The organism is Collinsella acetigenes (genome assembly GCF_012844445.1).
Lineage (GTDB): Bacteria > Actinomycetota > Coriobacteriia > Coriobacteriales > Coriobacteriaceae > Collinsella > Collinsella acetigenes.
Genome location: NZ_JABBCP010000002.1, coordinates 1 through 13,622, shown reverse-complemented (window position 1 = coordinate 13,622; position 13,622 = coordinate 1). Strand labels below are relative to the sequence as shown.

The 13,622-nt window shown below is 58.7% G+C and carries 10 protein-coding genes; 2 read left to right on the top strand and 8 right to left on the bottom strand.

The window, feature by feature from the left end; all coding sequences use genetic code 11:
- Nucleotides 1–148: 148 nt before the first annotated feature.
- Together HF320_RS03080 and HF320_RS03075 are read left to right on the top strand one after the other, a co-directional pair.
- Entirely contained in the window at nt 149–1,444 is a 1,296-nt protein-coding gene (locus HF320_RS03080; protein WP_349290693.1) for an NAD(P)/FAD-dependent oxidoreductase, read from the top strand.
- Nucleotides 1,445–1,458: 14 nt separating this feature from the next.
- Entirely contained in the window at nt 1,459–3,117 is a 1,659-nt protein-coding gene (locus HF320_RS03075) for an NAD(P)/FAD-dependent oxidoreductase (RefSeq protein WP_169277024.1), read from the top strand.
- A 3-nt stretch (nt 3,118–3,120) separates the two neighbouring features.
- On the opposite strand, the gene HF320_RS03070 is transcribed toward HF320_RS03075, so the two are convergent.
- From HF320_RS03070 to HF320_RS03035, 8 genes are all read right to left on the bottom strand, one after another.
- Nucleotides 3,121–3,345: an AIR carboxylase family protein gene (locus tag HF320_RS03070; RefSeq protein ID WP_248276589.1), complete on the bottom strand. Its 225-nt coding sequence runs from the start codon at nt 3,343–3,345 to the stop codon at nt 3,121–3,123.
- A gap of 22 nt (nt 3,346–3,367) precedes the next feature.
- Nucleotides 3,368–5,608 (bottom strand): excinuclease ABC subunit UvrB, encoded by a 2,241-nt coding sequence (gene uvrB, locus HF320_RS03065; protein WP_169277023.1) that lies wholly within the window; start codon nt 5,606–5,608, stop codon nt 3,368–3,370.
- 22 nt (nt 5,609–5,630) lie between these two features.
- Complete coding sequence (locus HF320_RS03060) at nt 5,631–6,215, bottom strand: lytic transglycosylase domain-containing protein (protein WP_169277022.1); 585 nt, start codon at nt 6,213–6,215, stop codon at nt 5,631–5,633.
- Complete coding sequence (gene coaE, locus HF320_RS03055) at nt 6,208–6,840, bottom strand: dephospho-CoA kinase (protein WP_169277021.1); 633 nt, start codon at nt 6,838–6,840, stop codon at nt 6,208–6,210. The genes HF320_RS03060 and coaE overlap by 8 nt, the downstream gene beginning before the upstream one ends.
- A 93-nt stretch (nt 6,841–6,933) precedes the next feature.
- On the bottom strand, nt 6,934–7,737 hold the full coding sequence (gene proC, locus HF320_RS03050; RefSeq protein WP_169277020.1) for a pyrroline-5-carboxylate reductase: 804 nt from the start codon (nt 7,735–7,737) through the stop codon (nt 6,934–6,936).
- A 102-nt stretch (nt 7,738–7,839) separates the two neighbouring features.
- Nucleotides 7,840–10,308 (bottom strand): trans-4-hydroxy-L-proline dehydratase, encoded by a 2,469-nt coding sequence (gene hypD, locus HF320_RS03045; protein ID WP_211158933.1) that lies wholly within the window; start codon nt 10,306–10,308, stop codon nt 7,840–7,842.
- 26 nt (nt 10,309–10,334) lie between these two features.
- The gene (locus HF320_RS03040) at nt 10,335–11,252 is read right to left on the bottom strand and encodes a glycyl-radical enzyme activating protein (protein WP_169277019.1); all 918 of its coding nucleotides are present in this window, start codon (nt 11,250–11,252) and stop codon (nt 10,335–10,337) included.
- Between the two features lie 18 nt (nt 11,253–11,270).
- A complete protein-coding gene (locus tag HF320_RS03035; RefSeq protein ID WP_169277018.1) occupies nt 11,271–12,539 on the bottom strand; it encodes a CD0519/CD1768 family membrane protein in 1,269 nt (422 codons plus the stop codon).
- Nucleotides 12,540–13,622 lie beyond the last annotated feature (1,083 nt).

Genomic DNA, 13,622 nt, shown 5'->3' with positions numbered 1-13,622 from the left:
CCAGAACCCATTCGTCGAATGAGCGGCGAAAACCTATACCCCGCATTCATGCCAATACGCCTCGAGCCACAAAACGTCGGCAAACGTCAGCCGCGTGCTATAGTCACACTCAATCAGAATCACTTCAGTTTCATTGAAAGGCCCTTTTGTGCCCTCCAGCATCTACGACATCGCCATCATCGGCGGCGGAGCCTCTGGGCTTGCCGCTGCCATCGTCGCCGCTCGCGAAGGCGCACGCGTTCTCATAATCGAGCACGACGTCGAAGCGGGGCTTCCCCTTCTCGCCACGGGAAACGGCCGTTGCAACCTGAGCAACGAGAGCCTGGATCCTGCACATTACCTGCATCCCGGTATCGCGTCTCGCGTAATGGGGCCCACACCGGAGCGCAGCATCGCCGACTTCTTTGACTCCCTCGGCCTCATCAGGACATCCATCGATGGCCGCCTCTACCCCATCACACGGCGCGCCGAATCGGTTCGCGACGTACTGCTCGGTACCTGCACACGCGAGAACGTTGCTATAGAGTGCGCGTGCGCGCCCGTGGTCGCACGATACGACAAGACGGCGCGCACCTGGTCGCTCGAATGCCAGCGCCCCGCCCAACCGCTCAAGGCCAAGGCGGGCGTAGACGCCAAAGCCAAGCTTCGCGCCCTCCGAAGAGCCTTGCACGATGCCAGAATGACACACGTCGCGTTCCAAGCGCGTGCCGTCATCATCGCCGCCGGCGGCAAAAGCTCCTCCACTGCCGATATCTTTTCTCTACCGCACCTCGCCGCAAGCCCGGTCCTGTGCCCCCTCGCGGCAACGCCATGCGATACCGCGGGGCTACCGCTCGAAAGCAGCGCTCTTAAGGCGCTTGACGGTCAACGCATCCATGCAACGCTCTCGCTTTCCGGCTGTGGATGGGCGGAAACGGGCGAGGTACTTTTTCGCGCTTACGGCATTTCCGGCATCGTCGCTTTCAACGCCTCTCGCCGTGCACACGCAGGCGACACGCTCGAATTGGACCTTCTGCCCGAGCTGCCCGACGCCGCGCTGCATACGGAACTCGAACGTCGGGCATCCATGTGTGCGGCGTCCCCCGCACATAATCCCAGCTGGTTCGACGGCCTACTCGCACGTCCCGTCGCCTCGCTTGTCTTCGCAGTTGCCCAAGAACAAGCAGACCTCGAGAGCCTCGGACATGCCATCAAGCATGCCCCCCTTGCCGTTACCGGGACCGCCGACGAGCAGTCCGCTCAAGTGCACCGCGGCGGGATTTCCCTCGACGTCGTCAACCTGGCCACGCTCGGCATCGACCTGCCGCAGTCACCACAATTATTTGCCTGCGGTGAGGTGCTCGACATGGACGCCGATTGCGGCGGCTTCAACCTTGCCTGGGCGTGGCTGTCCGGCATCCGTGCCGGCAGGGCAGCGGTGCGTGCAGCCCAAGAGACTCGATAACCCGAAAGGTCATCATGATCGAGATCACCAACATCAAGGCCAGCCTCAAGCAAGGCTCGACGGAAGAATCGTGCCTCAAAGCCTGCAAGCGCGAAGCGACACGCCTCCTGAATATCCAGTCGCAGGACATCGCCCACATCGCGCTGCATCGAAAGTCGATCGATGCGCGCAAGAAGAGCAACGTTCATTTCATTCTAAGCGCACGCATTGAGTTATGTGACCACGCCCAAGAGCTCGCATGCGTGGAGACGCTCAATGAGTCCGCTCGCAAGAACATCCATCTCATCGATAGTGACGAGCCGCACTTCCCGCAGCCCGACACAATCGGCCGCCGTCCCGCATTGCGACCAGTCGTCGTAGGCGCGGGCTGCGCGGGCCTCTTTGCTGCCCTCACTCTGGCCCATGCCGGTCTCGAGCCGCTCCTTATCGAGCGCGGCGCCGATGCCACACGTCGGACGCGCGACGTCGAGCACTTCAATCGCACAGGCGAGCTCAACGAGAGCAGTAACATCCAGTTTGGCCTGGGCGGCGCTGGAACGTTTTCCGACGGCAAGCTCACGACGGGAACCAAAAATCCGCTGCATCGTCTCATCCTGCAAACTTTTGTGGAAGCCGGAGCCCCGCGCGAGATTCTTTGGGACGCCAAGCCGCACATCGGCTCCGATATCCTGCCTGCCGTCGTCACCGATATCGTCGCCCAGATCGAAAACCTTGGGGGCGAAGTGTGCTTCAATACCCAGATGGTCGATATCGCACGCACCACAGCGGGCGCCATCTCGTCCATCACCATAAGCAGCCAGGACGCAGATGGCCAAAAGCATGAAGAAGTCATCGCGACCTCGCAGCTCATCTTGGCCTGCGGCCATTCTGCCCGCGATGTCTTTGCCCTGCTGTCCCAGCGTGATTTTTCCCTCCAGCGCAAGACCTTTGCCATGGGCGTTCGTATCGAGCATCTCCAATGCGATATCGACCGTGCTCAATACGGAAGCGCCGCAGGGCATCCCGCCCTGGGGGCCGCCCCCTACAAGCTTGTCGCCCACACCAAAAACGGTCGCAGCCTCTTTTCGTTCTGCATGTGCCCCGGAGGCCAAGTGGTCGCGGCGGCATCTGAGGCACACGGCGTGGTCACCAACGGCGCAAGTCTGCATGCCCGCGACGGCGCAAACGCCAACGCGGCGCTGCTCGTCAACATCAATCCGCAGGATCTCCCCGGAGACGACCCCCTTGCCGGCATCGATCTTCAGCGCTCATGCGAACGCCGCGCATTCGAGATCGGAGGCGGCGCATACCGGGCACCCGCGCAGCTTGTCGGCGACTTCATGGCGCATCGCCCCAGCACGGGCGCGGCGACGGTCGCCCCCACCTATCCGCGCGGCGTGACTTGGACCGAAATCGATCCGTGTCTTCCCGCCCACGTTGCAGAGACGCTGCGCCTGGGCATACCTGCGCTCGGGCGCAAACTGCGCGGATACGACCATCCAGACGCCGCGCTCACTGCCATCGAATCGCGCTCGAGCTCGCCCGTGACCATTATGCGCGACTCCTCATGCCGCGCACTCGGCGCAGAGGGCCTCTACCCCTGTGGCGAGGGGGCAGGCTACGCCGGCGGCATCATGAGCGCCGCCACCGACGGCATCCGCTGCGCACAGGCACTCATCGCAGACCTTCGTTAAACCTTATACATCGATGGCCGCGTCGTCACGCGGTCCCAAGCGATTGATGAGGCTCGCCTGATAAGCGGCACCAAAGCCGTTGTCGATGTTGACCGCCGAAACGCCGCTCGCGCACGAGTTGAGCATAGCCAGCAGAGCCGTGAGCCCCTCGAAGCTCGCCCCATATCCCACGCTTGTGGGAATCGCAATCACCGGGCAGCTCACTAAGTTCAACTCGCCACGCTCCATCTATCGCACCTTCACGGACCCGTTACTTCTTTCCCTTGAACCCGGTACGGCGGCGACCGCCGCCAAAGGCCGAACCCTTACGAGCGCCCGCACGCAGACGCTCGATAATCTCTTCCTCGGTGCCGCCCTCGGCAACCGCTTTGAGCTGCACGAGCGCATCGCGCAGGTTAGCCGCCTGTTCGAAATCCATCGCTTCGGATGCGGCGCGCATGTCCTCTTCCATCGCGGCGATCACGCGCAGCAACTCGTTGCGGGGCAGCTTGGCCATTTCCTGCACCAACTCGGAACCCGTTTGTTCGGGCGTATCGCCAGTAGCGCTCTCCCCGCCCGCCGGCGTGAAAAACTCGCCGTGACCCAGCGTATCCCCGCGGCTGCGGTCGCGCTTGCCCACGTTCTCCGTAGCCTCGGCGATAAAACTCGAAATGTCGTTGATGGCCTTGCGCACCGTCTTAGGCTCGATATGGTGCTCCTCGTTGTACGCCATCTGAATCTCGCGGCGGCGTTGCGTCTCGTCAATGGCTTCGCGCATAGAATCGGTGACGGTATCGGCGTACATGATGACCTCGCCCTCGGCATTTCGCGCCGCGCGACCGATTGTTTGGATAAGGGAGCGGCGATTGCGCAGAAAGCCCTCTTTATCTGCATCGAGTATCGCCACAAGCGACACCTCGGGCAAATCCAAACCCTCGCGCAGCAGGTTGATGCCCACAAGCACGTCGATCTTTCCGCGGCGTAGGTCGCGCAGGATCTCGACGCGATCCATCGTGGCCGTATCCGAGTGCATATAGTTGACCTTCACGCCCGCATCAAGCAGATAGTCCGTCAGGTCCTCCGCCATGCGCTTGGTGAGCGTGGTCACAAGCACGCGCTCGTGGCGCGCCGTGCGCTCGCGAATCTCATCTAGCAGGTCGTCGATCTGGCCGCGCACGGGTCGCACGTCGATCTTGGGGTCGAGCAAACCCGTAGGACGAATGATCTGCTCCACGTTGTTTTGAGACACGCGAAGCTCGTAATCACCAGGCGTTGCCGAAACATAGATAAACTGCGGGATACGCGCCTCAAACTCATCGAAACGCAAGGGTCGGTTGTCGAGCGCCGAGGGCAGACGAAAGCCGTGCTCCACCAGCGTCACCTTGCGGGAGCGGTCGCCCTCGTGCATGCCGCGAATCTGCGGCACCGTGACATGGCTCTCGTCGATAATGCAAAGCATGTCCTTGGGGAAGTAATCGATAAGCGTAAAAGGCGGCTCTCCGGGGCGGCGCCCATCGAGGTGACGCGAATAGTTCTCGATGCCCGTGCAAAAACCCATCGTCTCGAGCAGCTCAAGGTCGTAATCGGTTCGTTGCTGCAAGCGCTGCGCCTCGAGCAACTTGTCCTCGGCCTTGAGCTCGGCCACGCGCTGCTCACACTCCTCCTCGATGGTCTTGAGAGCAGCCGTCACCTTGGGTTTCTCGGTCACGTAGTGCGAAGCGGGCCACACAGGGATGGCGTCGTACTCACGCAGCAGCTCGCCTGTGACCTCATCGATCTCGGCAATGAGTTCCACCTCGTCACCAAAGAACTCAAAACGCAAGGGGTGCTCCGCATACGGAGGATAGACATCAACCACATCGCCACGCACGCGAAACGTACCGCGTGCAAGGTCATAGTCATTGCGATCGTATTGGATATCAATCAGCGCGTGGATAAAATCATCGCGCTCAAGGGGCACCTTCTTGTCCACATTGGGAGCCAAGCCCGCATAATCCTCCGGGCTGCCGATACCGTAGATGCACGAGACGCTCGCAACCACAATCACATCGCGGCGCGAGAGCAGCGACGCCGTCGCCTGATGGCGCAGCATCTCAACCTCTTCGTTAATGGAAGAGTCCTTCTCGATATACGTGTCGCTTTGCGGAACATACGCTTCTGGCTGATAGTAGTCGTAGTACGACACAAAGTAGACCACGGCATTATTAGGGAAAAACTCGCGTAGCTCAGAGGCCAGCTGCGCAGCAAGTGTCTTATTGGGCGCCATGACAAGCGTCGGCTTGCCCACCGCCTCGATGGTCTTTGCCATGGTGAACGTCTTGCCCGAACCCGTTACGCCCAGAAGGACTTGGTAGCGGTCTCCCGCCTCCACCCCAGCCCTAAGCGACTCGATTGCCTGCGGCTGGTCGCCCGAAGGCTCGTAGGGCGCCACAACCTTAAAGTGCACGTCCTCGCCCGCAACTCCGAATCGTTTGAGCTCTCCGCCCACACGTTCGACCTCGAATGCGGTCATCGTGCATCACCTCGATCAATCGTTAAAAACTATGAGGATACAAGTCTTGATAGCGCTCGCGCGCATTGGTCACGCGCGCCAGATAGGCCTGAGTTTCGGGAAACGCAATCGCATCCTGCAGCGATGTCTCCCCTTGGGCCCACTGCTCCACATTGCCCATTCCCGCATTGTACGCGGCAATGGCCTTATCGGTCGAACCGTTGAAGTAGGAAATAAGATACGAAAGATAGGCGCAGCCAAACTCGATATTCGTAGCCGGGTCGCTCAGGTTCGAAACATCATAGGAAGAATCAACGAGGCCCAGGCTGATCATATCGCTCGCCGTCTCGGGCATGAGCTGCATAAGGCCCTCCGCACCCCGATCGGACCTTGCATCTTCATCCCACCCCGACTCGGTCTCGATCACCGCTGCAACAAGATAGGGGTCGACCCCGTGCCGCGTCGCCGAATCGACAATCTGCTCCTCGTGAGAAAGCGGATAGAACAAGCGAAGCAAAGGTGCGGGTGCCGCCGCGTAGGCGAGCGCGGCGATGCCAAAGGCCATCATGCACAAAAAGGGAACGACGCGGTACCACGCAAGCAAACGAGGGGCTCTGATTTTAGTCATCAGTCTCTCCCGCCCGATCAAAACCATGGCACGCAAGCCACTCGTCAAGCGCCGCCTCGAGGCGGCCATCAGCAGCCGCATTGTCAAAGACAATCGAAGACCATGCCTTAAGCTGTTCGTCGCTCGGCTGCAGAGCTGCGCGACGTTCAAAATCGTCGGGAGCCATACCGCGCGCGATGGCGCGCCCACGACGCACATCGAGCGGTGCCCAAACAGTCGCCACCTCGTCGGCAAGCGAAAAAGCATCCAAAAAAGATGCAGGGGCAGAAACCTCGACCACGGCAAAAGGAACATTTGGCTGCGTTGCCACGCAGCAGCCATAGGGCAACAAACGATCGGCCAGGCGTTCGACAAGCACCGGATGCACGATACCGTTGAGTTTTGCCGTCTGCTCATCATCCGCAAACGCACGGCTTGCCAGGCGAGCCGTTACGACGCCGCCGGTTTCGTCCAGAATATCCCAGCCAAAACAATCGGCAAGTTCCGCCACAACGGCAGAACCCGGCTGGTACAGGTCTTTTGCCATCTGGTCCAAATCGATACGTAAACCGCCCGCACGCTCAAGATAGCGTGCCGCATACGACTTGCCCGATGCTATGTTGCCTAAAAGAAATAACGTAAACATGAGCCTTATTGAAACATAAATAAAGAGCCAAAGGGACAGTCCCTTTGGCTCTCAGGCAAACCTATGCCGAATCTTCGCGTTAGGCGCTATATGCTAGGCCAACTCGCGGTTGCGCTCGGCGCATGCGAGCATCGCATCGACCACGGTCGCGCGCAGACCACCGCGCTCGAGCTCGGCCACGGCAGCAATCGTCGTGCCGGCGGGCGAGCTCACCATGTCCTTGAGCACAGCGGGATGCGTGCCGGTCTCCTGCAGATACTTGGCAGTGCCCAAAACCGCCTGCTCGGCCATAGCGTAAGCCTGAGCGCGCGGCATGCCTTCGATGACCGCAGCGTCTGCCATAGCCTCGATGAAGAGGCACACATAGGCAGGAGCAGAGCCAGAAACGGCAACAACCGCGTCCATCAGATGCTCGGGGATAAACTCAGCTTTGCCAAAAGCGCAGAACAGCTCGTGAACGCCCTCGCGCTCCGCCTCGGTCACGTTATCGTTCGGGCACAGGGCGCTCATCGACTCGCCCACCATTGCGGCCAGGTTGGGCATAACGCGCACGATCTTATGGTCGGCACCCAAAAGGCCCTCGAGGCGCTCAAGGGAAACGCCGGCAGCAATGGAGATGATAACGGCATCCTTATCGACGGACGGGGCAAACGCTTTGACGACGCCATCGAGATACTGCGGCTTCACAGCGATGATGATGCTCTTGGCGCCAGCCACGGCCTCGCTGTTGTCACAAGTTCCCTGGCAGCCAAGCTCGCCTGCGAGCCTCTGCTGCGACGTCTCGCTCACATCTGCGACCGTAACGTCCTGAGCGGCCACGAGGCCGGAGCCCACGATGCCCTTGAGCATCGCAGTTCCCATGTTCCCGCAACCGATAAGTGCCAGTTCCTTAGCCATATCTCTATCCTCTCAATTCGGCGATGTGACAGATGTCCACCGGACCATTCTGTCACATCGCATCGTTACCTATAGAATCCTCAAAGCAATCTAAAACACAATCTAGAACGACTGCTCGGTACGATTGATGATTTCGTTTTGAAGCTCCGTACCCAGGTTGCACCACTTCTCGGAGAAGCCCGCCACGCGGACGATAAGGTCCTTGTAGTTCTCCGGATGCTTTTGAGCATCCAGCAGCGTTTCCTTGTCGATGATGTTGAACTGGATGTGATGGCCGTCCATGTCAAAGTAGCTGCGCACCAGGTCGGCCAGGTTCTCGATACCCTTGTCGCCGGCAATGGAGCTTGGCGTGAACTTCTGGTTGAGCAGGGTGCCGCCTGTTGCCGCGTGATCCATCTTGGCGCAAGACTTGATAACTGCCGTAGGGCCGTTGACGTCGGCGGAACGCTCGGGAGAGATGCCGTCGGAAACAGGCTCGCCAGCGAGACGGCCAGAAGGAGATGCGCCCGTAACCTCGCCAAAGTAGATATGGCAGGTGGTGGGCAGCATGTCGATACGCCACTCGCCGCGACGCATGTTGGGCCTACCGGTGACGGTGTCGTGGAAGTACTGGAACACCGCGCGCATGATGTCGTCGGCGTAATCGTCGTCGTTACCAAACTTAGGCGTCTTGCGGCTCACGAGATTGCGGATCAGCTGATACTTCTCGCCCTCAAAGTTGTGGTCGATAGCCTCAAGCAGCTCATCCATGGTGAAGCGCTTCTTGTCATAGACGTTGTACTTGAGCGAGGAGAGAGCGTCGGTGATGGAGCCGATGCCCACGCCCTGGAGGTACGTGGTGTTGTAGCGAGCGCCACCGGCGTTGTAATCCTCGCCGCGGGCGATGCAGTCCTCGGTCAGAAGCGACATGTAGGGCACGGGATTGTACTTGGCGGTCAGCTGGGTGTTGATGTTCGAGCCGTTGACCTTAACATCCTCGAAGTACTTGACCTGCTTCTTGTAGGCGTCGAAGAGCTCCTCGAAGGTCTCGAAATCGCGCGGGTCGCCAGTCTCGATACCAATCATCTTGCCAGAACGAGGGTCAACACCGTTGTTAAGCGTAACCTCGAGAATCTTAGGCAGGTTGAAGTAACCGGTCAGAGGATAGGCCTCATAGCCCCAGCAGCCGGTCTCAACGAAACCCGAAGAACCGCCATGACGGGCATCGGCCAGGCTCTTGCCGGCATTGAGCTGCTCGTCGATGATCTCCTCGGTATTGTAGAAGGCGGGCTGACCCCAACCGGCGCGAGCGACCTCACAAGCGCGCTTCAGGAACTTGCGCGGGGTCTTGCGGCTGATCTGCACGTTAGAGTTGGGCTGGATGAACATCATCTCGCCCATGCAGTCGAGAATGATGTAGGAGACGTCGTTCACGCCATTCTTGCCGTCCGGGGTGACACCGCCGGTATTGATGTTGGCGAAGTCGGAATAGGTGCCGGACTCCTTGAGAGTCACACCCACCTTGGGAGGTGCGGGCTGGCTGTTGAACTTGACCCACAGGCACTCAAGAAGCTCAAGGGCGTGCTCGCGGTCAAGACGGCCAGCGGCAACGTCGGCCTGATAGTACGGGTTCAGATGCTGGTCGAGACGGCCCGGGGTGTAAGCGTCCCACGGGTTCGTCTCGCTGGTGACAGCGAGGTGGATAAACCAGTAGCGTTGAATCCACTGCCAGTAGGTCTTGGGACGCTCATTGGCCACAACGCGGCAGTTCTCAGAGACCTGGCGCAGCTCCTCAGCACGCTTGGAATCGCTCTCCTCCTCAGCCATCTTGGCAGCAAGGTTGGCATAGCGGTTGGCAAGCACGGTGGTTGCGTCGACGGCGATGAGCATACCGCGCAGCTCGTCACGCTTCTCGAGAGCCTGATTGTCGTTCAGATAGTCAATGGCATCAAGGGCATCCTGGATCTCCTGCTTGATCTCGGCAAAGCCATGGGTCACGCCGCGCTCGGAGCCCAGGCAGGTATGACCACCGGCGCGCTGCTCATAGAACTCAGTGAAGATGCCGGCCTCGAAAGCGAGGTGCCACTGCTCGGTCTGGGCAGCCATAATCTTCTCGCGAAAAGCGCGGTTCTTCCAATACGGAATGATGATCTGCTCTTGGACGCGCAGGTCGTCCTCGGTAACCTTGAAGTTGACCTGCTCACGATCGTTCATGTTGTGCATGTCCTCGAACGTATGGCAGCAAAGCTCGGGGAAGGTCGGGGCAGCCTGGGGACCGCGACCCTTCTCGCCCACAATCAGCTCGCCGGGCTCAATGCGAATGGTCTTGCGCTCAAAGTAGTCATGGAGCACCTGGCCGCGAAGCTCGGGGATCGAAAGAGAGCCCTCATAGCGCTTGTATGTCTCGGTTTCGATGAGCGCGCGCTCCATATCGATGTACGGCTGCGTGGTCTCGCTCTGATGACGGAGCATCTTGACACGGTCGTTCATGCCGCGATCCTCCTGCCATGTGGCGTGGCTGGTCTCACGCGTGGGCGCCGCATGAGAGGACACTGCCTTCAGAGCCTCTTCAATCGCGGCGAACTCTGCCAATTCCAATTCCTTTACGTTTTCCATCGTTACCCTCCAATTTGAACGTTATCGAACCCATGCTGCAAAAACAGATCTTTCAGATGCTCCATGCGTTCTTCGCTTGGAACTTGCAAGTCACGAGCTAAATACGGCCTTCCCAGACGCGTATATTTGCTGCTTCCCGTTGTGTGGTAAGGAAGCAGATTCACCGGCGGCATTCCCACATGGCTTTTGAGGTACTCAATGATGGCGAGCATACTCTCATCGTCATCGTTTACCGTTCCAATGGTCGGAATGCGAATGTTGAGCGATGCGCCGTTATGGGCCAAAAACTCGAGATTTCGAAGAACGACATCGTTTGAACGGCCAATATATTTGATGTGCCTCTCTTCGTCGATCATCTTAATGTCGTACAGCCAAGTATCAACATAAGGAAGCAGACGACGATAGGTGCCCAAAGGCGCATAGCCGCACGTGTCGATGGCGATGTCGATGCCCTCAAAGTGAAGCTTGCGGCAAAGCTCCTCCATGAAATCGGAGTCCTGGATCATGCATTCGCCGCCCGAAAGCGTAACGCCGCCTCCCGAGCGCTCGTAGAACTGCTGGTCCTCCAGAGCCTTCTGGACAAGCTCGTCCACCGCATAGCGCTGGGTGCCCACGATTTCACGGCATTCGTTGGGGCACCAATCCAGACAGGCTCCGCAGGTTACACAGGTACCCTTGCTCGTGTGCGCATGCCCATCTTCCCCAACAGTCACCGCGTCATGCGGGCACGCCTTAACGCACAGCCCGCACCCTGTGCACTTGCCGGGATCAAACATCAGCTCGCGATCAAAGCTCTGGCTCTCGGGGTTATGGCACCACCAGCATGACAGCAAACAGCCCTTAAAAAAGATCGACGTGCGAATTCCATGGCCATCATGCACCGAGAACTTCTGAACATTTATGACAGCTGGCAACTTCATCTCAGATCAGTCCCGTTCCTACGCAATGCCGATGAGCATGCAGATCACGTTTGCCAAGACGCCTGCAGCAAGGCCGCCTACCAGATGCGTCACAATCGCGAAACCGGTGAACTCGGTGCCCTTCAGGTCATCGAGCATCGGAACGTGCGTGGAGAGGAAGCCGCTCCAGCAAAAGCAGATTGCCGTGAGTACCGCGATGTCCTTGGCGCCGAGCAGCCCGCCCTGAAGCAGGCCGGCAACAAGGCTCATAGAAGCGCCGGCAGAGGCCAGTGAGGTAGCCACAACACTCAAGGCCTCCATGTGCGTAAAACCAAAGAGCGGGGTGATGATGAAATCAATCTTTCCGGCCAACCAGGGAAGGAAGTACACACCCTCGTAGGCAGCACCCGTATAGACGCCGCCCTCGCCCGCACCGTTAGAAAGCATCATGACGATCGTACAGATAATAAGAACACCCGGAATGATGGCGAGGCCCAGCTGAACGCCGTCCTTACCGCCATCGATCAAAGAAGACATCGCGCGCATGGCAACGCCGCCCTCACGGATTGCGCGCTTGCCCTCAGGAAGCTCGACACCGTCGTCATCCATCTCATAGGCGTCAACCGCATCCTCCTCTTTACCCAACTTACGGGCGCAAGGGATAAGCAGCAGGCGGGTCGAAAGAACGCCGCCCAGAATGGCACAGAGGCTGCCAATACCGGCGGGAACGATAGTGTCGACGCCATTGGTACCAGAAAGACCCAGGACAGCACCCACAACAATCATGCCGATGCCAAAACAGGTACCGAAGTTAACGAGAGCAGGAATCTGATAGCGCTTGAAGTAACGCATAAAACCGCGGTTATGGATAAGGGTGCAGATCGCGGGATTATCGGACAGGAAAGTCGCGATAGCACCTACGGAAGCTGCACCAGGCAAACCAAAAAGCGGTTTCATCAGCGGGGTGATCAACTTATTGAGCATAGCGACGACGCCAAACTCAGTGAACAGAGAACCCAGGGCTCCGCACACGACGGCAATCGCCATAATATAGAAGCAGGTGTCCAGGAGCAGCGCGTACGCTGTCTTCATGAGAGTAGAGATCATGTTGGTGGTGCCCATAACCATAGCCATGGGAACGAACAGCACGCACAGGCCAACAAGGCAGCCAATCCACTCCGGGCTCAACTCTTTCGTAAAGCGGGGCGTGGGCGCCACGCCCTGATCTGAGGATCCACCCTCGACTACCGATAGATTTTGAAGCGTTTCAGTAGCTATATTCTCTTCAACTAGCACGCTCTTGGACATTTAAACCCCTTCCGAGCACGACAAACGAACAGACAGAAAACGGACAGCATCGCAGTGACGTCCAGAAACCTGGGCCAAAACGCGGTACCGTCCGTAGGCATAAAAACAAAAAAACGGTATCGCAGCAGACATGGAAACTCCCAAGTCAAACTGCAATACCGTCCGTACGTGCTGTTTTATGCACTTCTCCACCCATAGAGTGACCATCTATGGGCGCTATTGCGCTCGGTAGCAGGCAAAAACAAATTCGTTGTTTCGCAAGCCTATTTTCGATGAAATGAGAGACGAAACAGAATTGAAACGTATCAAAGGCTGTTAAAGGTAGGAATTATAAGATAAACGGTATTAACGAAAGCGAGCCATCTTATGAAGTAAAGCATTGCCTTTCATATCAAACAAACGAAGGTCATAACGACGAATAGCCGGATTGCGGAGAAGCTTCTGAAAAAAGCCCTAAGCGTTTCCATAAATGGTCAAGCACCGATAGCCGAAAACGTGCCATCAAAGCCAGGAGCGGGCTTAGTGGCCACAGTAACGATGACGAAATCGTTTCCTAACCAAAATAGGTGCCAACCAAGTGCACAAAACAAAATACTAAAAGAAGTTAAAAAGCTATATCAAAGTTAAGCCAGATTGACCACAGCCGCTCTAAGGGCAGCAGGCCCCTCTTTGAGGCTCTATAACCTCATGACCCTCCCAGCGGGCGAGGGAAAGCGCGCGGGGGCCCACCGGACGGGACGGGGCCCGATAGCAGGAGGAAGGGGCCGGGTCCCGAAAGGACCGCCAGCGCCCAAGCCGGGCGGATCGGCCGCAAAGCAGGAGAGCCGCGGGGCCGGGAGGGCGCGCGGCTCGTCCACGCCGACCTGCAGACAAGGCAGAATGCCGGCATGGAAAAGGGCCCCACGGGGCCCTCGGCTGAACGATATGGAGAAAAAAGAGGGGGGCGCCGCAGGGAATCCCCCGCGGCGCCCCCGCGCCCGAGCCCGCTACATACGGGTCGAGCGCCGTCCACCGGTCAGCGGCGCCCTGCTCTCCCACGGGCTGGCCCCGCAGTACCATCGGCGCTCGGCGGCTTAGCTTCCG